This is a genomic window from Streptomyces inhibens (assembly GCF_022221585.1).
Classification (GTDB): domain Bacteria; phylum Actinomycetota; class Actinomycetes; order Streptomycetales; family Streptomycetaceae; genus Streptomyces; species Streptomyces inhibens.
The window spans coordinates 7,000,442-7,020,857 of the sequence record NZ_CP084681.1 but is presented as its reverse complement, the minus strand read 5'-3'; the positions used below and the strand labels follow the sequence as shown (position 1 = coordinate 7,020,857).

At 70.5% G+C, this 20,416-nt stretch carries 18 protein-coding genes and 1 pseudogene; 1 reads left to right on the top strand and 18 read right to left on the bottom strand.

The window, feature by feature from the left end; genetic code table 11:
* Positions 1-2 precede the first annotated feature (2 nt).
* From KI385_RS31865 to rpsB, 9 genes are all read right to left on the bottom strand, one after another.
* Complete coding sequence (locus KI385_RS31865) at positions 3-1,067, bottom strand: ABC transporter ATP-binding protein (protein WP_238575533.1); 1,065 nt, start codon at positions 1,065-1,067, stop codon at positions 3-5.
* Complete coding sequence (locus tag KI385_RS31860) at positions 1,068-2,735, bottom strand: ABC transporter permease (protein ID WP_238575532.1); 1,668 nt, start codon at positions 2,733-2,735, stop codon at positions 1,068-1,070.
* Between the two features lie 38 nt (positions 2,736-2,773).
* Positions 2,774-3,850, bottom strand: coding sequence for a thiamine ABC transporter substrate-binding protein (locus KI385_RS31855; RefSeq protein ID WP_238575531.1), 1,077 nt, complete (start codon positions 3,848-3,850; stop codon positions 2,774-2,776).
* A gap of 257 nt (positions 3,851-4,107) precedes the next feature.
* Positions 4,108-5,214: a dual-specificity RNA methyltransferase RlmN gene (rlmN, locus tag KI385_RS31850; RefSeq protein WP_238575530.1), complete on the bottom strand. Its 1,107-nt coding sequence runs from the start codon at positions 5,212-5,214 to the stop codon at positions 4,108-4,110.
* Between the two features lie 83 nt (positions 5,215-5,297).
* Positions 5,298-6,473, bottom strand: coding sequence for a phosphatidate cytidylyltransferase (locus KI385_RS31845; protein WP_238575529.1), 1,176 nt, complete (start codon positions 6,471-6,473; stop codon positions 5,298-5,300).
* Positions 6,473-7,030 carry a ribosome recycling factor gene (gene frr, locus KI385_RS31840; RefSeq protein ID WP_128508870.1) on the bottom strand — a complete coding sequence of 186 codons (558 nt, stop codon included), beginning with the start codon at positions 7,028-7,030 and terminating at the stop codon, positions 6,473-6,475. Before frr ends, KI385_RS31845 begins: the two co-directional genes overlap by 1 nt.
* 175 nt (positions 7,031-7,205) lie before the next feature.
* A complete protein-coding gene (gene pyrH, locus KI385_RS31835; protein ID WP_128508871.1) occupies positions 7,206-7,976 on the bottom strand; it encodes a UMP kinase in 771 nt (256 codons plus the stop codon).
* Between the two features lie 162 nt (positions 7,977-8,138).
* Positions 8,139-8,975 carry a translation elongation factor Ts gene (gene tsf / locus KI385_RS31830; RefSeq protein WP_128508872.1) on the bottom strand — a complete coding sequence of 279 codons (837 nt, stop codon included), beginning with the start codon at positions 8,973-8,975 and terminating at the stop codon, positions 8,139-8,141.
* A 108-nt stretch (positions 8,976-9,083) separates the two neighbouring features.
* A complete protein-coding gene (gene rpsB, locus KI385_RS31825; RefSeq protein ID WP_238575528.1) occupies positions 9,084-9,977 on the bottom strand; it encodes a 30S ribosomal protein S2 in 894 nt (297 codons plus the stop codon).
* 340 nt (positions 9,978-10,317) lie between these two features.
* On the opposite strand from rpsB, the gene KI385_RS44265 reads away from it, so the two are divergent.
* Positions 10,318-11,649 (top strand): peptidoglycan DD-metalloendopeptidase family protein, encoded by a 1,332-nt coding sequence (locus tag KI385_RS44265; RefSeq protein ID WP_342593480.1) that lies wholly within the window; start codon positions 10,318-10,320, stop codon positions 11,647-11,649.
* A gap of 389 nt (positions 11,650-12,038) precedes the next feature.
* On the opposite strand, the gene KI385_RS31815 is transcribed toward KI385_RS44265, so the two are convergent.
* The 9 genes and pseudogenes from KI385_RS31815 to lepB (KI385_RS31775) form a co-directional block, all read right to left on the bottom strand.
* Entirely contained in the window at positions 12,039-12,578 is a 540-nt protein-coding gene (locus tag KI385_RS31815) for a TetR/AcrR family transcriptional regulator (protein WP_238577943.1), read from the bottom strand.
* Between the two features lie 251 nt (positions 12,579-12,829).
* Positions 12,830-13,666 carry an RNA polymerase sigma factor WhiG gene (whiG, locus tag KI385_RS31810; protein WP_238575527.1) on the bottom strand — a complete coding sequence of 279 codons (837 nt, stop codon included), beginning with the start codon at positions 13,664-13,666 and terminating at the stop codon, positions 12,830-12,832.
* A 361-nt stretch (positions 13,667-14,027) separates the two neighbouring features.
* Positions 14,028-15,305: a DNA-processing protein DprA gene (dprA, locus tag KI385_RS31805; protein WP_238575526.1), complete on the bottom strand. Its 1,278-nt coding sequence runs from the start codon at positions 15,303-15,305 to the stop codon at positions 14,028-14,030.
* A complete protein-coding gene (locus KI385_RS31800) occupies positions 15,302-16,984 on the bottom strand; it encodes a YifB family Mg chelatase-like AAA ATPase (RefSeq protein WP_238575525.1) in 1,683 nt (560 codons plus the stop codon). Before KI385_RS31800 ends, dprA begins: the two co-directional genes overlap by 4 nt.
* Positions 16,984-17,334, bottom strand: a pseudogene (locus KI385_RS31795) (YraN family protein); the annotation flags it as partial. The pseudogene KI385_RS31795 and the gene KI385_RS31800, both read right to left, overlap by 1 nt.
* 507 nt (positions 17,335-17,841) lie before the next feature.
* The gene (locus KI385_RS31790) at positions 17,842-18,150 is read right to left on the bottom strand and encodes a DUF2469 domain-containing protein (protein ID WP_003980220.1); all 309 of its coding nucleotides are present in this window, start codon (positions 18,148-18,150) and stop codon (positions 17,842-17,844) included.
* A gap of 38 nt (positions 18,151-18,188) precedes the next feature.
* Complete coding sequence (locus KI385_RS31785; protein ID WP_238577942.1) at positions 18,189-18,644, bottom strand: NUDIX hydrolase; 456 nt, start codon at positions 18,642-18,644, stop codon at positions 18,189-18,191.
* 136 nt (positions 18,645-18,780) lie between these two features.
* Positions 18,781-19,509 (bottom strand): signal peptidase I, encoded by a 729-nt coding sequence (gene lepB, locus KI385_RS31780; RefSeq protein ID WP_238575524.1) that lies wholly within the window; start codon positions 19,507-19,509, stop codon positions 18,781-18,783.
* Positions 19,510-19,563: 54 nt separating this feature from the next.
* Positions 19,564-20,337, bottom strand: coding sequence for a signal peptidase I (gene lepB / locus KI385_RS31775; protein WP_425356990.1), 774 nt, complete (start codon positions 20,335-20,337; stop codon positions 19,564-19,566).
* Between the last annotated feature and the right edge of the window lie 79 nt (positions 20,338-20,416).

Below are 20,416 nucleotides of genomic sequence, written 5' to 3'. Positions count from 1 at the left end.
AGTCAGGCCGAAGCCTCCAGCACCACCACATCCCGCGCGGCGAAAGCGATGCCCACCCGCTGACCGACCTCGGGCGCGTCCCGCAGTGCGCAGGCCGCCTCCACCTGCGGCCCGCCGGTGGGCTGGAGCAGCAGGGCGACATGGGTGCCACGGAACGTCCGGGCCGCGACCGTACAGGGCAGGCCCTCCGGGACGGGCGTCAGCCGTACGCCTGCCGGGCGGACCAGCAGGCGGCACGGCCCGTCCAAAGTCCCGTCCGGGACCGGCACCTTGCCCCATGGGGTGACGGCGGCGTCGCCCTGCACCGTCGCCTCGACGACATTGTCGAAGCCGAGGAAGCGGGCGACGAATTCGGTGGCCGGCCGCTGCCAGACCTCCAACGGGGTGCCCATCTGCGCGATCTTGCCGTCCTGCATCACCACGACCCGGTCGGCGAGCGCGAAGGCCTCGCCCTGGTCGTGGGTGACGGCGAGCACGGTGGTGCCCAGCTCGTGGAAGAGGCGGCGGAGTTCGACGACCAGTCGTTCGCGCAGACCACGGTCGAGCTGGCCGAGCGGCTCGTCCAGCATCAGCAGGCGGGGGCGCGGGGCCAGCGCGCGGGCCAGCGCGACCCGCTGCTGTTCGCCGCCGGACAGGGAGGCCACCGCGCGCCGCTGGGCGCCCGGCAGTCCTACGAGGTCCAGCAGTTCGGCGACCGTACGCTCCTGGTCGGCACGCGAGGAACGCCGCATCCGCAGCCCGAAGGCGACATTTCCGGCGACATCGCGCTGGGGGAAGAGCTGGTGGTCCTGGAACATCAGCCCGACCCCGCGCCGGTGCGTGGGCACTCCCGACTGGTCCCGTCCCTCCAGCAACACCTGCCCCGCGTCCGCCTGTTGGAGACCGGCGACCACGCGCAGCAGTGTGGACTTGCCGCTGCCGCTCGGCCCCAGTACGCAGACGATCTCGTGTGCGGTGACGTCCAGATCCACCGCATCGAGGGCGGGACGCCCGGAGGTGCCGAAGCGGACGGTCACCCCGCCCAGCCGCAGCAGCTCCCGCGCGGTGGTGTCGGCCCGTGCGGTCATCTAGAACTCCCCGGACTGGTCGATGGGACGGATGCGCTCCAGGACCAGCAGGGCGCCGGCGCACACCACCATCAAGATGGTCGACAGGGCCATCGCCTGCCCGTAGTTGAGCTCGCCCGCCCGGCCCAGCAGTCGTGCCACGGCCACCGGCAGCGTCGGACGGTCCGGCCGTGCGATGAAGACGGTCGCGCCGAACTCACCGAGCGACACGGCGAAGGCGAAGCCCACGGCGATCAGCAGCGCCCGCCGCACCATCGGCAGGTCCACCTCGCGCCACACCCGCCACGGTGAGGCGCCGAGCACGGCGGCCGCCTCCCGTAGCCGTCCGTCGACCGCCCGCAGGACGGGCAGCATCGTCCGGACCACGAACGGGACGCCCACCAGTGCCTGGGCGAGCGGGACCAGCCACCAGGAGGACCGCAGGTCGAGGGGTGGTTTGTCGAGGGTGATCAGAAAGCCGAAGCCGACGGTCACCGCGGAGACCCCGAGGGGCAGCATCAGCAGCACGTCGAAGCCGCGGACGAAGCGGCTGATCACGGGAGTCCGCCCGGACGGCCCCCTGCGCAGCTGAGGGAGGGTCAGGGCGGCGGCCGCCAGCCCGCCCACCACCAACGCGATCACCGTGGCCGCGGCCCCGTAGGCGAGGGAGTTCCACAGCGCGTCCAGGGGTGCGACGGCGAAAGTGCTGTCGGCGGCCGCGGCGGACCGCAGCGTGTCGTAGAAGACGGGTCCATAGCCGTCCGGCCCGGCGAAGGACCGTTCCACGAGCACGACCAGGGGCACGATGAGCAGGACGGTGATGACGGCGAGCGTCCCCCACAGCAGCGCCCACTGGCCACCACCGCGCGGTCTGCGGGCGGTCTGCGCGGCGTCCACCAGCCGCAGCGCGGATTCCCTGCGGCGCACGGTCCAGGCGTGCAGCGCCAGCACTCCCAGCACCGCCACGAATTGGATCATGGTGAGGACCGCGGCCGTCGGCAGGTCCAGGAAGTCCGCGGTCTGCCGGTAGATCTCCACCTCCAGTGTCGAGAAGGTGGGCCCGCCCAGAATCTGCACCACCCCGAAGGAGGTGAACGTGAAGAGAAAGACCATCAGGGCGGCTGCCGCAACGGCCGGCCCCAGGGCGGGCAGCGTCACTCGCCGCCAGGCGGCGAACCGTCCGGCGCCCAGCACCCGCGCCGCCTCCTCCTGACGCGGATCGAGCTGCCCCCACAGGCCGCCGACGGTCCGTACGACCACCGCGTAGTTGAAGAAGACATGCGCCAGCAGGATCGCCCACACCGAGGTGTCCAGGCGCACGCCCCACAGGTCGTCCAGCAGCCCGCCGCGCCCCACCAGCGCCAGGAAGGCCGAGCCGACAACAACGGTCGGCAGCACGAACGGCACCGCCACCACGGCCCGCAGCAGCTGCTTGCCCGGGAAGTCGAAGCGTGCGAAGACATACGCCCCGGGCAGCGCGATCAGCAGCGTCAGCCCGGTGGAGGCCGCCGCCTGCCAGACGGTGAACCACAGCACATGCACGACGTCCGGATCGCTCAGCACCGCACCGAACCGGCCCAGCTGCCACTGCCCGCCGTCCTTGAGCCCCCGCCCGACGATCGCGACGACCGGATAGGCGAAGAACAGCGCGAAGAAGGCGAGCGGCACCGCCATCAGGCCGAGCCGCACCGCCGTTCCCCGTGCGGGCCGCCGGCGCCGGCCGCCGACTACTTCAGAACGAGCGAGGACCACTGCTTGATCCACTGATCACGGTTCTTGGTGATCGTCTCCGGGGCAAGCGTCGCCGGCTGGCCGATCGTCGCGCCGTACTTGGTGAACAGCTCCGGCACCTTGGCGTCCTTGCGTGCCGGGTTGACGAACATCTGCAGCGGCACGTCCTCCTGGAACTTCTTGCTGAGCAGGAAGTCCAGCAGCGCCTTGCCGCCCTTCTCGTTCTTCGCGCCCTTGAGCAGGCCGCCGAATTCGATCTGCCGGAAGCAGGTGCCGGTCGCGACGCCGGTCGGGGCCTCCTTGGGCGCGGGCTTCTTGCCGAGCACCTCTGCGGGCGGGCTGGAGGCGTAGGAGACCACCAGCGGCTTGTCACCCTTGCCCTTGCTCGCCGCGGAGCCCGAGAACCGGTCGTTGTAGGCCTGCTCCCAGCCGTCGACGACCTCGAGACCGTTGGCCTTGAGCTTCTTCCAGTAGTTCTGCCAGCCGGCGTCCCCGTACTTGGCGATGGTGGCGAGCTGGAAGGCGAGGCCCGGGGAGGAGGTCGCGGAGTTCTCCGTGACGAGCAGCCCCTTGTACTGCGGCTTGGTCAGATCGTCGAAGCTCTTCGGCGGCGCGATCTTGTGCCGGGTGAAGTAGCCGCGGTCGTAGTTGACGCAGATGTCGCCGTAGTCGAGCGGGGTGACGCGGTGCTCGCCCTTGTCGAGCTGCAGCGCGGCCGGGACGCTGTCCAGCCCCTTGGCCCGGTACGGGCTGAAGAGGCCCGCGTTCAGGCCGCGCGAGAGCAGGGTGTTGTCGATGCCGAAGAAGACATCGCCCTGGGGATTGTCCTTGGACAGGATCGCCTGGTTGACGGCCTTGCCGGCGTCCCCGCCCATGAGGACCTTGACCTTGTAGCCGCTCTCCTTCTCGAAAGCGGCGATGACGGACTTCGAGGCGCTGAACGAGTCATGGCTGACGAGCGTGACGGTCTTGGCGTCCGCGCTGTCACCGCCCGAGGAACCACACGCGGCGAGTGCGGTCATACCGACCGCGGCGGCAAGCGCTGTCGCGGTGATCCTGCTGGTGGTGCTCACTGATTTCCTCCTGGCTGGCCAGGAAGAGACGCGGCCCCGCCCGGTGTCCGCGGCTCTCGACGTCCGATGACGTACGGAGGGGACTCCGGGCAGGGCGCAACAGCATGAGTGACGACCGAACTTCCTACCCGGAATGACCCGGGCGAGGTTCAAGGGTCTGCGGGCACCGTATGGCTACGACGCTTCCGCACTCTCAGCGCTGTGGCGCTCCCCTGTCGGAATGTGCATTTGTTCGATCACACGGTACCAGCGGGCTCTCAGCGTTCCGAGGCCGCGAGCTGCCCGCAGGCGCCGTCGATCTCCTGGCCGCGGGTGTCCCGGACGGTCACGGGCACGCCGTGCGCCTCGATGGCCTGGACGAACGCCCGCTCGTCCTCAGGACGCGACGCGGTCCACTTCGACCCCGGCGTCGGGTTCAGCGGAATCAGGTTCACATGGACCCGCTTGCCCTTCAGCAGCCGTCCCAGCAGGTCACCGCGCCACGCCTGGTCGTTGATGTCCCGGATCAGGGCGTACTCGATCGAGATGCGCCGCCCGGACTTCTCGGCGTACTCCCACGCCGCGTCCAGCACCTCGCGCACCTTCCAGCGGGTGTTGACGGGCACGAGCGTGTCGCGCAGCTCGTCGTCCGGTGCGTGCAGCGACACCGCGAGCCGGCACTTGAAGCCCTCGTCGGCGAACCGCACCATCGCCGGGACCAGGCCGACCGTGGAGACGGTGATGCCGCGCTGGGACAGGCCCAGCCCGTCCGGCTCGGGGTCGGTCAGCCGCCGGATGGCGCCGACCACACGGTTGTAGTTGGCGAGCGGCTCGCCCATTCCCATGAAAACGATGTTCGACAGCCGCGCCGGTCCGCCCGGCACCTCGCCGTCGCGCAGCGCACGCATCCCGTCCACGATCTGGTGCACGATCTCGGCGGTGGACAGATTCCGGTCCAGCCCCGCCTGCCCGGTGGCACAGAACGGGCAGTTCATACCGCAGCCGGCCTGTGAGGAGATGCACATGGTGACCCGGTCCGGGTAGCGCATCAGCACGGACTCGACGAGCGTGCCGTCGTGCAGCTTCCACAGGGTCTTACGGGTGGTGTCGTTGTCGCACGAGATATGCCGTACGACGTTCATCAGGTCCGGCAGCAGCGCCGCCGCCAGCTTCTCGCGCGCCGCCGCCGGGATGTCGGTCCACTGCGCCGGGTCGTGCGCGTAACGGGCGAAGTAGTGCTGCGACAGCTGCTTGGCACGAAACGGCTTCTCACCGATCGCGGCCACCGCTTCGCGGCGCTCCACAGGAGTGAGATCGGCAAGGTGCCGCGGGGGCTTCTTGGCCCCGCGCGGCGCAACGAAAGTGAGTTCTCCGGGTGCAGGCATGGTGCATCCAGTGTCGCAGATGCGCGAAGAGGGGCCTGCCACGTACTGCGGCAGGCCCCTCCCGGGCGGCGGAGAGCCGTGATTCAGCCGGATCCCACGAAGATCACGAACAGCAGCCAGACGATTGGGGCGGTCGGCAGCAGGGAGTCGAGGCGGTCCATGATGCCGCCGTGGCCGGGGAGCAAGGTGCCCATGTCCTTGATGCCCAGGTCCCGCTTGATCATGGATTCGCCGAGGTCGCCGAGGGTGGCGCTGGCCGCGACCGCGAGGCCGAGCAGCAGGCCCTGCCACCAGGCGCCGTGCTTGATCAGGAATTCCATGCACAGCGCGCCGGCCACCATCGCGAAGAGCACCGCGCCGACGAGTCCCTCACGGGTCTTGCCGGGGCTGATGCGCGGCGCGAGCTTGTGCTTGCCGAACCGCCAGCCGACCGCGTACGCACCGGTGTCGCTGACGACCGTCAGCAGCAGGAACGTCATCACCCGCTGCGGCCCGTCGGGCTCGGCCGCGAGCATCAGCGCCACGAACGTCGCGAGGAAGGGCACATAGATCGCCGCGAAGACACCGGCGGTGACGTCCCGCAGATAGTTCTCGGGCGCCTCGGTCATCCGCCAGACGAGGACGGCCAGCGCGGTGAGCGCCATCGCCACCCATGCGCCCTCGGCGCCGCGCACATATCCGGCGACGACCATGGCGGTGCCGCCGACCGCGAGCGGCACCAGCGGCACCTTGATGTCCTTGCGCTCCGCCAGCCGCGAGGTCAGCTCCCACAGCCCCACGACGACGGCGATCGCGACCACGCCGATGAAGACGGGCTTGTAGACGAAGAGCGACGCGATGATGATCACGCCGAGACCGACGCCGACCCCTATCGCGGCACGCAGGTTGCGGCCTGCGCTCTTCTTCTTCGGCTTCTCTGAGTCCTGCGGGCTGTGGTGCCCGGAGGAACCGGGGAAAGCAGTGGGCATGGGCTCCTGCGGCTTTTCGTCGCGGAACAGGGGGCCGCTCAGTCGAGCAGCCCCCCGGTCGTCCGGGTGGTCCCGGTTATTCCGGATGTCCCGATGTTCCCGGTCGTCGTCCTGGTGTCCGCCTGGCTCGGGCACGATGGGCATGGGCCGAGTCTGCGCCGCGTCGCCCCAGTCGTGCACGGGACCCGCCGAGGCGGGGGGCGCCACCCCGCGAAGCGAGGAGGCCGGTCCGTTGTGGGGCGGTCCCCATTGACCGGCGCCGGGCGGGGCCCCCCAGGATGACTCGTTCATCAGACCTCGAGGAGCTCGGATTCCTTGTGCTTGAGCAGCTCGTCCACCTGCGCGACGTACTTCGCGGTGGTGTCGTCGAGCTCCTTCTCGGCGCGGCGCACCTCGTCCTCGCCGGACTCCTTGTCCTTGACGAGCTTGTCGAGGGTCTCCTTGGCCTTGCGGCGCACGCTGCGGATCGAGATCTTCGCGTCCTCGCCCTTGCTCCGGGCGACCTTGATGTACTCCTTGCGACGTTCCTCGGTCAGCTCAGGGAAGGTCACTCGGATGATGTTGCCATCGTTGCTCGGGTTGACGCCGAGGTCCGAGTCCCGGATCGCCTGCTCGATGTTGCGCAGGGCGCTCTTGTCGAACGGGGTCACCACGGCCATCCGCGGCTCGGGAACCGCGAACGACGCCAGCTGGTTGATCGGCGTCATGGCGCCGTAGTAGTCCGCCACGATCTTGTTGAACATCGCCGGGTGCGCACGCCCGGTGCGAATCGCGGCGAAGTCCTCCTTGGCGACCACGACGGCCTTCTCCATCTTCTCCTCGGCCTCGAGGAGGATCTCTTCGATCACCACTTGCTCCTGGTCTTTTCGGTAAGAAGCAGAGCCTCGCCCCTGCCGCGCGTCTTCTCCTGCACGGTGTCCGACCGGCAGGCAGTTGTCCATCCCCGCGCCGAGGTCTTCCCCCGGCCGGGAGTTGCCGCCCGTACAGGCCGATGCCCGTACGGAATCACGGCAGTTGGGGCCGTCAGGCCCGGGTGCCCTGATCGCTGACGAGCGTGCCGATCTTCTCACCCTTCACCGCACGCGCGATGTTGCCCTCGGCGAGCAGCTCGAACACGAGGATCGGGAGCTTGTTGTCCCGGCACAGCGTGATGGCGGTGGCATCGGCGATCTTCAGGTCGCGGGTGATGACCTCACCGTATTCGAGCGCGTCGAACTTGACCGCGTCCGGGTTCTTCTTGGGGTCGGAGTCATAGACCCCGTCCACACCGTTCTTGCCCATCAGCATGGCCTCGGCGTCGATCTCCAGGGCACGCTGGGCGGCGGTGGTGTCGGTGGAGAAGTACGGCATACCCATACCGGCGCCGAAGATGACGACCCGGCCCTTCTCCAGGTGGCGCACCGCGCGCAGCGGAATGTACGGCTCCGCGACCTGGCCCATCGTGATCGCTGTCTGGACGCGGGAGTCGATGCCCTCCTTCTCCAGGAAGTCCTGGAGGGCCAGACAGTTCATGACCGTACCGAGCATGCCCATGTAGTCGGAGCGTGCCCGGTCCATGCCGCGCTGCTGGAGTTCGGCCCCGCGGAAGAAGTTGCCGCCGCCGATCACGATGGCGATCTCGTAGCCGTCGCGGACCACGGCGGCGATCTCGCGGGCCATCGCGTGCACCACATCGGGGTCGACACCGAGTCCGCCGCCGCCGGCGAACGCCTCGCCCGACAGCTTCAACAGGAAGCGCCGCCTGCCGCCGTTACCGGCATGGTCTGTGTGCGCGCCGTCGGCACCGTGATTCATTGAGCTCTCCTCGTGCACATACGAAGAAGGCCATTGCCGTGGGTCTGGTTCAGATCCCCTTGCGGCAATGGCCTCCTCGTCACATCTGCGGCCGGCCGTTGAGCGGCCGACTGCGTACGACCCTAGCGGGGTCGCAGGTCATTCGCTGCCTTCGCGGCAGGCTCAGATGCCGACCTTGATGCGCGAGAAGCGCTTCAGGGTGACACCGGCCTCCTGCAGGACCTTCTCGACGGACTTCTTGTTGTCGAGCGCGTACGGCTGGCCGAGCAGCGTCGCGTCCTTGAAGAAGCCGTTGAGGCGGCCTTCGACGATCTTCGGCAGGGCGGCCTCGGGCTTGCCCTCGGCACGGGTGGTCTCCTCGGCGACGCGCCGCTCGGCCTCGACGACCTCGGCCGGGACGTCGTCCTTGGAGAGGTACTTCGGGGCGAAGGCGGCGATGTGCTGCGCAACGCCCTTGGCGACCTCGGCGTTCTCCTTGTCGAGCTCGACAAGGACACCGATCTGCGGCGGCAGGTCAGGCATGGTGCGGTGCATGTACGCCGACACGTAGCCGTCGGAGAACTGCGCGAAGCGGTCCAGGACGATCTTCTCGCCCAGGTTGGCGTTGGCCTCGTCGACGAACGCCTGGACGGTCTTGCCGGCCACGATCTCGGAGGCGAGCAGGGCCTCGATGTCGGCCGGAGAGGTCTTCGCGACGTGCGCGGCGATCTCGTTGGCGACGGCCTGGAACTTCTCGCCCTTGGCGACGAAGTCCGTCTCGCACTTCAGCTCGACGATGACGCCGGAGGTGTTGTCGCCGGCGATCACGGAGACCACCGCGCCGTTCTCGGCGGAGCGGCCCTCGCGCTTGGCGACGCCCTTCTGGCCCTTGATGCGCAGCGCCTCGACGGCCTTGTCGACGATGCCCTCGGCCTCGTCCAGGGCCTTCTTGCAGTCCATCATGCCTGCGCCGGTGAGCTCGCGGAGCTTCTTGACGTCGGCGGCGGTGTAGTTCGCCATGGTCTGTGAATCTCTTCTCGAAATCTCGAAGTCGAAAGATCTACGGGTGGACGGCGGGGGCGGCGCGTGTTGCGCCCTCCCCCGCCGTCATCAACCGGATGCTGCGGGTCAGGCCTGCTCGGCGTCCGCGGCCGGCTTCTCAGCCTCGGCCTCGGCCTCGGCCTCGGCAGCCGGAGCCTCGGCGGCGGGGGCCTCGGCGGGCTTCTCGGAGTCGGCCTTCTTCTCGCCCTCGAGCAGGTCGCGCTCCCACTCGGCCAGCGGCTCGGCGGCGGCAGCCTTCTCGCCGGGCTTCTGGTCGCCGGTGGCGGCACCGGAGCGGGCGATGAGGCCCTCGGCGACGGCGTCGGCGATCACGCGGGTGAGCAGGGTGACGGAGCGGATCGCGTCGTCGTTGCCCGGGATCTTGTAGTCGACCTCGTCCGGGTCGCAGTTGGTGTCGAGGATCGCGACGACCGGGATGTTGAGCTTGCGCGCCTCACCGACGGCAATGTGCTCCTTCTTGGTGTCCACGATCCAGACGGCGCTGGGCACCTTCTGCATCTCGCGGATACCACCGAGGGTCTTCTCCAGCTTGGCCTTCTCGCGGGAGAGAACCAGGAGCTCCTTCTTGGTGAGGCCGGAGGCGGCCACATCCTCGAAGTCGATCTGCTCGAGCTCCTTCAGGCGCTGCAGGCGCTTGTAGACGGTCGAGAAGTTGGTCAGCATGCCGCCGAGCCAGCGCTGGTTCACGTAGGGCATGCCCACGCGGGTCGCCTGCTCGGCAATGGCCTCCTGGGCCTGCTTCTTCGTGCCGACGAACATGACCGAGCCACCGTGGGCGACGGTCTCCTTGACGAACTCGTAGGCGCGGTCGATGTACGACAGCGACTGGAGCAGGTCGATGATGTAGATGCCGTTGCGCTCCGTGAAGATGAAACGCTTCATCTTCGGGTTCCAGCGGCGGGTCTGGTGCCCGAAGTGGACGCCGCTTTCCAGCAGCTCCCGCATCGTAACGACGGCCATGGCCGTACTCCTTGTTGTTCTCGGTTCCACTGCGGCCGGTCGGCCGCAGTGCCTGACGCCCCGACGCGCCTGCCGGGGAAGGCACCTTGCGGAGCCGTCCGAGGACCGAGGAGCGCGGCCGTCGTGCTGCCCGAATGGGACTGGTGCACTGACGGCGGGGCGTGCGAAGTCGACCCGGTGACCCGGATCGCCACCAGAAGTGTACGGGACTGCCGATGCACCGGGCGACACACACCATTTCGAACCCCGCGCGAGTGACGCCGTTATCCACAACCGGCCGGTCGTCCACAGCTATGGACCAAGATCCCCACGCCGCGGGCGCCTGCGTCACCGTCGAGAAATGCGACGAAAGATGCGACGAGAGACGCGACCGGAAACGCGACGAAATTCGGGCGGGGGCCGGGGCGGGGACTTGCCCGGCTTCCAGGACTTGGAGGCCGTGCAGGGCGTACAGGGCCAGCACGGCCGCCTTGGATTCCCTGGGCTCCGCAACTTCCGTGGAGGCTCCTCAGACCGGTTCAGCCGCCGGCGGAGCCGAGCCCACAGCCGACCGCGCCGCGCGCCGGTGCCCCTCCCCACCCTCCCCGTTTCCCTTCCCTTCCCCCGGCACCGGTCCCGCTTCCGGCCGCCTGCGCCGTTACCGCCGGCGCCGAGCCGGAAGCCGAACGGACACGGGACGAGCTGCTTCTTTCCGGCCCGCGTGGCGTGCGCGCTCCTGGCTCCGACGCTGGCAGCGGTGCTCTCCCTGCCGGGGATGATCCTGGTCCCCCCGCTCATACACGCTGTCGCTCCGTCCCTGGCCACGCTGGCAGGGCACGGGGTGGAGCTCGTAGCGGCTCGGCCTGCGGACGCGGAAAGCCCTGACACGACGGGACGGCCCCACACAGCGGGACGACCTGGAGCTGCGGAGCGTCCCGAGCCACCGGCTTCCGCTGGGGACCGTGCCTGGCCTGTTGTGGGAACGGCCGGCATACGTCCCGCGGTGTCACGTGGCTGGGAACCGCCCCCTTCCCCCTGGGCGGCCGGCCACCGCGGCGTGGACCTGGCCGCATCCGCCGGCGCGACGGTGCGGGCGGCCGCGCCCGGCCGGGTTGCGTACGCGGGGACCGTCGCCGGCCGTGGCGTCCTCACCATCGAGCTGTCCCGCTCGGGTCGACCTCCCCTACGCACCACCTACGAGCCCGTACGCTCCACGGCCCGGAAGGGCCAGCGCGTCACGGCCGGCCAGCCGGTCGGCGTACTGCAACGCGGCCCGTTCCACTGCCGCGGGCCCTGCCTTCACTGGGGCCTGCGCCGCGGGAAGACGTATCTGGACCCGCTGTCACTGCTGCCCGAGAGCATGCTCGGCGGCGGTCCGTCGCGGCTCCTGCCGGTCTTCGGGGTTCCCTTGCCCGCTGGCGGCCGCACGGATCCTCGGCGACCGGAACCAGCAGCTCAGGAGACACGGTCGAGGCCGACCGGCGCCGCCCTCCTGGGGACGGTCGGGCTCGCGGCCGCGGCCCTCTGGGCACTGGGCCGTCTGCCGCCTGGCCGGTCGGCGGGGAGGGGCGGGCATGCGGGGGCGCGGGTGACGGGTGCCGGGAGTGCGGTCGGCTCGGCCAGTGGCGAGATGAGGGGTGATCGCGAGCGAGGTGGTGGTGATCGGGGGGAGGTGAGGGTGCGCAGGGGGTAGCGGCGATCGCCCGGTAGCGACAGAGGCACGCGGGGAGGTGAGGGGCGCGCAGAGGTAGCGGCGGCCGCGCGGTAGCGACAGAGGAGCGCGGGGCGGAGAGACCGGCCCGATCTGATGGCACCGCGCCGTAGACCAACGTCCAGGCCATGGGTCCGGCCGGGCTGCGGGCTGCGGGCTGCGGGCTGCGGGCTGCGGGCTGCGGGCTGCGGGCTGCGGGCTGCGGGCTGCGGGCTGCGGGCTGCGGGCTGCGGGCTGCGGGCTGCGGGCTGCGGGCTGCGGGCTGCGGGCTGCGGGCTGCGGGCTGCGGGCTGCGGGCTGCGGGGCCAACGAGCGTTGGGGTGGTGGAGGAGGGGTGGGGGCCGGGGGCGGGGGGGAGGCCCCCCCCGGGGTCAGCCGCGGACGCCGCGGAGGGCCATGGCGACCGCTGCCTCCGTGATCTCGCCCGGGTCTTCGGCGGCGCCTAGTTCGATGCGGCGGACCGCGGCGTCGACGACGCCCTGGAGGAGCATGGCGGCGAGTCGGGGCTGTTCGTGGCCGAGGGCAGCGAGCGCTTCGATGATCATGGCGATGAGTCCGCCGTGCGCCGCGCGGATCTTCTCGCGGGCGCCGGCGTCCAGCTCACCGGCCGAGATGGCGACGACGGCACGGTGGCGCCGGTCGCCGACCAGCGCCAGCTGCCGGCGCACGTACGCCTCGACCTTCTCCTCGGGCGTGTCGACGCGCTCCATCGCCGCTTCGACCTCGGCGGCCCAGACGGGGAAATCGACGGCGCACAGCTCTTCGACAACGGCTGCGCGCGAGCGGAAGTACTCGTATACGGAGGAGCGCGCGAGTCCGGTGCGCTCGGCGAGGGCGGGGAAGGTCAGCGCTTCCGTTCCGCCTTCGGACAGCAGGGAGCGGGCGGCGTCCAAGAGGGCGCCGCGCTGCATCGTCCGGTGCTCGGCCACAGAGGCCGCTCGAATCCTGGGCACGTCACCACTCTACGGATGGCGCGCCGGTCGCGGCACTCCGCATGGCGACACGGCTCAGGGAGACTCGATGGTTGTGGGGAGGCTCGACGTGTGCACGGAGGTTCGGTCCGGGAGGTGACTCGGTCCCCGATCGGAGTCGGGTCCGGGAGGCGATGCGGCTTCCCCGACGAGACTCGGCGGCCGAGAGGTAGCTCAGGCCGGGCAGTGGCTCAGCGCCCGACGTCGGCGAGCTTGGCTCTGAGTTGCAGCACGGACTTGGTGTGGATCTGGCTGACCCTGCTCTCCGTGACGCCGAGGACGTTGCCGATCTCGGCGAGCGTGAGGCCCTCGTAGTAGTAGAGCGTGACCACGGTCTTCTCGCGGTCGGGGAGGGTGTTGATGGCGCGCGCGAGCAGGCGCCGCAGTTCGCGGTCCTCGGCGATCTCGACGGGGTTCTCGGCCGCCGTGTCCTCGAGGGTGTCCATCAGGCTGAGCCGTTCACCGCCCTCGCCGCCGACGTGCAGCAGCTCTTCCAGGGCCACCACGTTCGCCAGGGACAGCTGGCTGAACACACTGTGGAGTTCCTCCAGCGCGATGCCCATCTCCGCCGCGACCTCCGCCTCGGACGGGGTGCGGCGCAGTTGCGCTTCGAGGGTGGCGTATGCCCGTTCGACGGCGCGGGCCTTCTGCCTCACGGAGCGCGGGATCCAGTCCAGCGCACGCAGTTCGTCGATCATCGCGCCGCGGATGCGGGTGATGGCGTAGGTCTCGAACTTGATGGAGCGTTCGGGGTCGAACTTCTCGATGGCGTCGATCAGTCCGAAGACTCCGGAGGAAACGAAGTCGGCCTGTTCGACATTGGGTGGCAGTCCGACGCTGACGCGGCCGGCGACGTATTTGACCAGCGGCGAGTAGTGCAGGATCAGCTGCTCCCGCAGCCGGCCGTCGCCTGATGCCTTGTAGGCGCGCCACAATTCGTCGAGCGAAGTGGGCGGGGCGGGGCGCACGCTGCCGCGCGCGGCGGGTGGTACTGCCGCACGGTCAGACCCGGAGGTGTGCTGGGGCATTCGTCGCCTTGAGCCGTTCTGCCGAGACGCGGGTGGGTGGATGTGTGAGGGCTGAATTGTCTGTGAGCGTAGCGTGACCGGAGTGTCGCGGTGCGCGATGGCGGCAGGTTCGGGGGTGCGCAGATACGTTCCGCTGCCCGCACCTCAGGGTTACCTCGTACGGCGTGGCGATACCCGGACACGGTGCCGGGTACCGGTCTCCGGCGGGCCGTGTGGGCGGACGCCGTGACGCGTCGGGTGCGACCCCGTGCGTCCGTTGCGCCACATCGCCGTCTCCCCACGGGTCGGGCCCGTGCGCCGAAGCACGGCAAACCTGGATTCTGCGGTCATTCCCCTCACCCTTTCACCCGTTCGCCCCAGGTCAAGTACCGCCTCGCCGGGAACCGTCGGTCGCCTCGGCGCGTCGCGCCAACTCCCAGCGATCACCGCACCTTTGAACGAATCCGAGGGACTGGAGCTCGAAGAGTTTGCCCTGGGTGACATCGCGGGGCGTGCCCGCTTCCTGCGCAAGGTGGGTGGTGTCCGTGCTGCCGCGCGCGGGCAGTGCCTCCAGCACGCGGGTCGCGACGGGGTCGAGGAGGTCGCGGATGCGGGTGGAGCCTGGGCGCTCGGGGGCGAGGTCGCCGATGCTGCCGACGAGTTCAATGACCTCGTCGGCGTCGGTGACCACCGCGGCCTCGCCGCGCAGGAGTTGGTGCACACCGGCGGACAGACCGCTGGTGACCGGGCCGGGCATGCCCATCGTGAATCGCCCGAGGGCCAGCGCCCGTCGGGCGGTGACGAGTGAGCCGCTGCGGAGTTCGGCCTCCACGACGACGGTGCCTCTGGTGAGCGCGGCGATCACGCGGTTGCGCTGGACGAAGCGGGTGCGGGTGGGGTGGTCGCCCGGTGGTAATTCGGCGACCACCAGGCCCTGTTCGGAGATGCGGCCGATCAACTCGGTGTGGCCGCGCGGGTAGGCGTAGTCGACGCCGGATGCGAGTACGGCGATGGTCGCGCCGTCGGCGGCCAAGGCGCCGCGGTGAGCTGCGCCGTCGACGCCGTACGCGGCTCCGGATACGACGGCCCAGCCGCGCTCGGCGAGTCCGGCGCTGAGGGTGGCGGCGAGGTGGGCGCCGTATTCGGTGCAGGCGCGGGCGCCGACGACGGCGACCGAGCGCAGCGCCCACAGCCGGAGGTTGGCCGTTCCGCGCACCCATAGGCCGACGGGGCGGGCATCGCCGAGGTCGTTGAGCTGGCCCGGCCATTCGTCGTCCCCGGGGCAGATGAACCGGCCGCCGAGAGTCGCGACGGCGGCGAGGTCGGCGGCGGGGCGTGCCCGTGCGGCCCGTAGCCTCAGGCCCGCGATCTTGGCGGGGCTTGCGCCCTTGGGTGGGGCCGCGTCCTCGTCGGACAGCATGTGCCACAGGGCCACCGGGCCCATTTCGCGCAGCCAGCGGCCGGCGATTTCGTCACCCGGTTCGAGGATCCGGGTGAGGGCCGCGCGGGCCATGTGCTGCGGTTCGTACGCTGCCCGGGGAGCCGGCGGTCGGGCGGCCGTCGGGGGCGAGGCAGGGGCCGCGTCGGGCGGGTGGCGCCGGTCGTCCGCGGCGGTCTGCGGGGCGCTCGTCGCGAAGCCCCATTCGTCGGTGCGGTTCATTGCTCACCCCTTTTCTTGCGGAGGCCGCTCTCTTGCGGGGGCCGCGCGGCCGCGGTCTCGCGATTGCTTTCGCCGCCGCCCACCGCCGTGAGCGTGCCGCGGCGTACGCCTGTGCGGAGTTCCAGGGCCCAGTTGACGTCTTCTCTGCTGGGGCGGTCGCGGCCGGAGAGGTCGGCGGCTGTCCAGGCGACGCGGAGGACCCGGTCGAGGCCGCGGGCCGTGAGGAGGCCGCATTCCAGGTCGCGTTCCGCTTGGGCCAGTGCGCCGGGGTGGACCTGCCAGCGGGTTCTCAGTTCATGGCCGGGTACCTCGCTGTTGGTGTTCCAGGGGGTGCCGGCGAGGCGGTCAGCGGCGCGTTCGCGGGCGGCCTGTACGCGGGCGGCCACGGTCGCGGTGGATTCGGCGCAGCGACCGAACGCGATCAGTTCGGAGCGGGCGACCGGCTCCACGGCGATCCGTAGGTCCACCCGGTCCATCAGCGGCCCGGAGAGGCGGGCACGGTAGCGGCGGATGGAGGACGGGCGGCATTCGCAGCCACCGCTGGTGGTGCCGTGCCGTCCGCAGGGACAGGGGTTGGCGGCGAGGGCGAGGAGGAATCGGGCGGGCATGCGCATCATGCCGGCGGCGCGGGCGACGACGACATGCCCGGATTCGAGGGGCTGGCGCAGGGCGTCCAGGACGCGTGGGCTGCATTCGGCGGCCTCGTCCACGAACAGCACGCCGTGGTGGGCAAGGGATACGGCTCCGGGGCGGGGCAGTCCGGTGCCGCCGCCGACGAGGGATGCCATCGTCGCGGAGTGGTGCGGGGCGCAGTAGGGCGGCCGGTGGACCAGTGGCTGTCCTGGCGGGAGGGTGCCGGCCACCGAGTGGACGGCGGTGACCTCCAGGGATTCCTTGGGCGACAGGGGTGGCAGCAGCCCGGGGAGCCGTTCGGCGAGCATGGTTTTGCCGGCGCCGGGCGGGCCTTTGAAGAAGATGTGGTGGCGCCCGGCGGCTGCCACCTCCAGGGCGCGGCGGGCGCTGTGCTGGCCTGCGACGTCGGTGAGGTCGGGAGCGTGTTCTCCGCGGGGCAGGCCGGCGCTGATGCCGGTGCCGGGGACGATCAGGCCGGCCAGCAGCGGGTCGGGGCGGCCTTCTTCCTGGGGTTCTTCTTCGTCGGGCACCGGTTCGTCGGCGAGGACGGCGATGAGTTGGCGCAGGCTGCGGACGCCGAGGACGGAGATGCCGGGGACGAGGGAGGCCTCGGCGACGGTCCGTTCCGGGACGACGACCTGGCGGTATCCGGCGTCGGCGGCGGCCAGCACGGCCGGCAGCACTCCGCGTACGGGGCGGACGCGGCCGTCCAGGCCCAGTTCGCCGATCATCATCAGGTCGGTGAGTTCACGGGGGTCGAGGCGTTCGGCGGCGCCGAGGACCGCGCAGGCCACGGCCAGGTCGAATCCGCTGCCGCTCTTGGGTACGGACGCCGGGCTGAGGCCGACGGTGAGTTTCTTCTGCGGCCATTCGGCGCCGGAGTTCACGACGGCGGCGCGCACCCGGTCCCTGGACTCGATCAGGCTTTTGTCGGGCAGCCCGACGAGGGTGAATGCCGCGACGCCTGGTTCCAGGTCGGCCTGGACCTCGACGACGACGCCTTCGACGCCGACCAGGGCGACGGAGCAGGTCCGGGCGAATCCCATTACGCCACCCCTCGTGCGTGCTGGACGACCGGGGCGCCTCGGGCCGGCAGCAGGACGCCGATGACGTCGATCCGTACGCCGCCGGGTGGCGGGCCGCCGTGGCGCTCCAGCCAGCGTTCTGCCAGCAGGCGCAGTCGGGCGGTCTTCTCGGGGCGTACGGCCGCCATGGGGTGTTCGTACCAGCCGGCGCGGCGGGTTTTGACCTCGCAGACCACGAGGGCGTCGCCGTCGGCGGCGACGATGTCGATCTCTCCGTCGCGGCAGCGCCAGTTGCGATCCAGGATCCGCATCCCGGCCTCGATGAGCCGCCGGGCGGCCAGGTCTTCGCCGTAGCGGCCGAGAGCGCGTCGTCGGGTGTCGGTCGGTTTGGTCGCCGTCGGCGCGGTGGTGCCGGGGGTCGCTTCGGCAGGGCTGCCAGCGCTACCGGCGGCAGCGTTCCGGGAGCCCGTACGCGGCCTGGCCCGGCGCCCGGGCCCTCGGCGATCACTCGCTCGCCCGCCACGCTCCGGGCCCTTACGGGGCTCTGAGAACGCCCCCCGCACCCGGTCCCTGGCCTGCGTGTCCCTGGCCTGCGTGTCCCTGACCTGTGGATCCCTGACCTGCGTGCCGTCCGCTGTGTCGTCCGCGGTCGGCCGGCCGTGCTGCATGCCGTTCGTGGCGTTCATGCGGTACCACCTCCGGCACCGACTCTGACGCCCTCACGCAGATCTATTGGATCTTGGTGGACAACGAGCCGGTTGTGGATAACCCGCTCACCCGTCCGGGGCGGCCCGCGTCACGGAGGGCATACCGGGCAGCCCGAAGCAGGCCCGGCCGTCGCCCCGCAGGCGCCGGCCGGCAAGCAGTATCCGGCCGCCTCAGCTCCCCGGAAGATCCAGATCGCTCTTGTTGAGCTCCTCGATATTCACGTCCTTGAACGTGAGCACTCGCACCTGCTTGACGAAGCGAGCCGGACGGTACATGTCCCAGACCCAGGCGTCGGCCATCGAGACCTCGAAAAAGACTTCGCCCTGGACCGAGTGCACCTGCATCTCGTAATCGTTGGTGAGGTAGAAGCGTCGCTCGGTCTCGATCACATATTTGAACAGCCCGACGACGTCGCGGTACTCCCGGTAGAGCTTCAGCTCCATCTCGGTCTCGTACTTCTCGAGGTCCTCGGCGCTCATGGCAGATCCCCTTCAGCCGTGCGTCCCCCTATTGTGCGTCAGACCCGCTCGGTCTCCAGGAGCACCGGCGCACTCGGGGGCCCTTCGTCGAGCAGTGTGCGCAGCAGCTCGGCGAGTCTGGTCGGATACACCGTCTCACGTGATGCTGACAGTTCTTCCGAAGTCCACCACCTCAGTCCCGAGACGCTGCGTCGCTCCAGGTCCGTATGCCCGCCGGTGTCGGTGACAGTCCGCTCGGTTCGCCCCAGGTAGTACCACTCGTCCTGCTCCCAGCGCCGCCCGTCGAACGGGAAGGCGCAGTGGCGTTTCCACAGGACGGGGCCGAGGACCGCGTCGGTGATGCCGGTCTCCTCGGCGAGTTCGCGGCGGGCGGCCTCCTCGTGCGTCTCGGCTCCTTCGAGGCCGCCGCCGGGGGTGAACCACCAGGTGTCGGCGGGGCGGTCCGGTTCGAAGCCGTGGAGCAGCAGGATCCGGTCGTCGGGGTCGAGCAGCACGACGCGGGAGACCTGGCGTACGCCGGCCGGCTCGGGCTCGTCGGCGACCGCGGAAGCCTCACGGCCCTCGGCCGCCCCCTCGGCGGGCGCTACCCCAGGGCCCGGGCCCTTGCCCGGCTCCTCGGCCGCCAGTCCCTCACGCACGCCGCCGCCCCTTGCGCCGGGCGATGGGCCCGTAGGCGGAGCCGCCGAGGATGAGGACCGCGCCGGCGATCACGGCGAGGGTGATGGGCTGCAGCGGGCCCGGCTGCGAGGTGCCGCCGGGGAAGGCGGAGAAGCTGGTCGGGCGCTGCATCATGCCGATGCTGCCGAGCGGCCAGGCGCGGGCGTCGACCCGGGCGTTGACGGCGCTGCGCGGGACGGAGCCGTGGTCGCTGTCGGTGAGGTGGACGCGGGAGTCGAGGGAGTCGCTTCGGTGGTCGCCGAGCAGGAAGAGCTGGCCGGTGGGGACCTTGGCCTTGAAGCCGACGGGTGAGGCGGGGCCGCTGCCTTGCAGATACGGTTCCTCGACGGGGATTCCGTTCACGGTCAGCCGGCCTTGCTTGGTGCAGCAGGAGACCTTGTCGCCGCCGACGCCGACGACGCGCTTGACCATCGGCAGGTCGCCCCACACGGAGTCCTTGAAGACGACGATGTCGCCGCGGCGCACCTCGGATCCGTTCACCTTCTCGGCGATGACCCGGGCCCCGGCCGCGATCGTCGGCGACATCGAATCGGTCGGCACCGTATACGGGCGGTAGATCAGCGCCGCCCATACGAAGCCGCCCAGGAACAGCACACAGCCGAGGGCCACGGTCAGACCGGACAGCACACTGCCCGTGGTCCGGCCGCGGCCGTCGGTCCTGCTTTCCGTACTGCTGCTCATCCCAGCGCTCCCACCCCGCGGACCGGGCCCGCGTCGAAGATCCGGGACGGCACCTTACCTGGGGTTACGCTCTCCGGTCAGCCTCCGGCGGCGCCACATCACGATCGGTACCGCGCCGGCCAGGCCGAGGGCGGCCGGAGCCGCCGCCATTGCCTTGTTGATCCCGGGCTGGTCGAAGGTGTCCGGTACGGGCAGAGTCGCCCAGCGGTTGATGGGCCAGGCGATGGTGAACGCGCGGCCGACGACCTCGTCCTCCGAGACCGTGCCGTGGCCCTTGAGGTTCTGGTGGTAGCGGGAGTCGAGTGAGTCGTCTCGGTGGTCGCCCATCACCCAGATCCGGCCCTTGGGGACGTGGATCGGGCCGAACGCCCGGTCCCCGCAGGGGGTGACGCCGGGGAAGATGTACGAGTCTTCCTTCAGCGCCTTGCCATTGACCTTGACCGGGCCGCTGCCGTGGCACTCGACGGTGTCGCCGCCGACCGCGATGACCCGCTTGATCAGGTCCTTCTCCTCGGCCGAGGGCATCAGACCGATGAAGCTGAGGACGTTCTGGACGGGGTTGGGCTCGGGGGTCGGCGTCTCGTTCAGCCAGCCGCCCGGGTCGTGGAAGACGACGACCTCACCGCGCTCCGGCTTGGACCCGAACCACGGCGTCAGCTTGTCCACCAGGACCCGGTCCCCGCGCTGCAGGGTGTCCTGCATCGAGTCGGACGGGATGGAGAACGCCTGCACCAGGAACGTCTTGATCAGCAGCGCGAGGAGCAGGGCGATACCGATGAGGATCGGCAGCTCTTTCCAGAAGGCACGAGGCTTCTTGGCCTTCCTCATACTGCCGCTCGCCTCCTCGCCCGCAGGTGTGTCCAACGTATCCGACCCACCCGGCCGGTCCGACGACGCCGAACGCGGC

Coding starts and splice junctions, on each gene's coding strand:
- KI385_RS31865 (WP_238575533.1), bottom strand. CDS start 1,067: ATGACCGCACGGGCCGACACCACCGCGCGGGAGCTGCTGCGGCTGGGC.
- rlmN (WP_238575530.1), bottom strand. CDS start 5,214: ATGCCTGCACCCGGAGAACTCACTTTCGTTGCGCCGCGCGGGGCCAAG.
- KI385_RS31845 (WP_238575529.1), bottom strand. CDS start 6,473: ATGAACGAGTCATCCTGGGGGGCCCCGCCCGGCGCCGGTCAATGGGGA.
- pyrH (WP_128508871.1), bottom strand. CDS start 7,976: ATGAATCACGGTGCCGACGGCGCGCACACAGACCATGCCGGTAACGGC.
- tsf (WP_128508872.1), bottom strand. CDS start 8,975: ATGGCGAACTACACCGCCGCCGACGTCAAGAAGCTCCGCGAGCTCACC.
- rpsB (WP_238575528.1), bottom strand. CDS start 9,977: ATGGCCGTCGTTACGATGCGGGAGCTGCTGGAAAGCGGCGTCCACTTC.
- KI385_RS44265 (WP_342593480.1), top strand. CDS start 10,318: ATGCGACGAAAGATGCGACGAGAGACGCGACCGGAAACGCGACGAAAT.
- KI385_RS31815 (WP_238577943.1), bottom strand. CDS start 12,578: ATGCAGCGCGGCGCCCTCTTGGACGCCGCCCGCTCCCTGCTGTCCGAA.
- whiG (WP_238575527.1), bottom strand. CDS start 13,666: ATGCCCCAGCACACCTCCGGGTCTGACCGTGCGGCAGTACCACCCGCC.
- dprA (WP_238575526.1), bottom strand. CDS start 15,305: ATGAACCGCACCGACGAATGGGGCTTCGCGACGAGCGCCCCGCAGACC.
- KI385_RS31800 (WP_238575525.1), bottom strand. CDS start 16,984: ATGGGATTCGCCCGGACCTGCTCCGTCGCCCTGGTCGGCGTCGAAGGC.
- KI385_RS31790 (WP_003980220.1), bottom strand. CDS start 18,150: ATGAGCGCCGAGGACCTCGAGAAGTACGAGACCGAGATGGAGCTGAAG.
- lepB (WP_238575524.1), bottom strand. CDS start 19,509: ATGAGCAGCAGTACGGAAAGCAGGACCGACGGCCGCGGCCGGACCACG.
- lepB (WP_425356990.1), bottom strand. CDS start 20,337: ATGAGGAAGGCCAAGAAGCCTCGTGCCTTCTGGAAAGAGCTGCCGATC.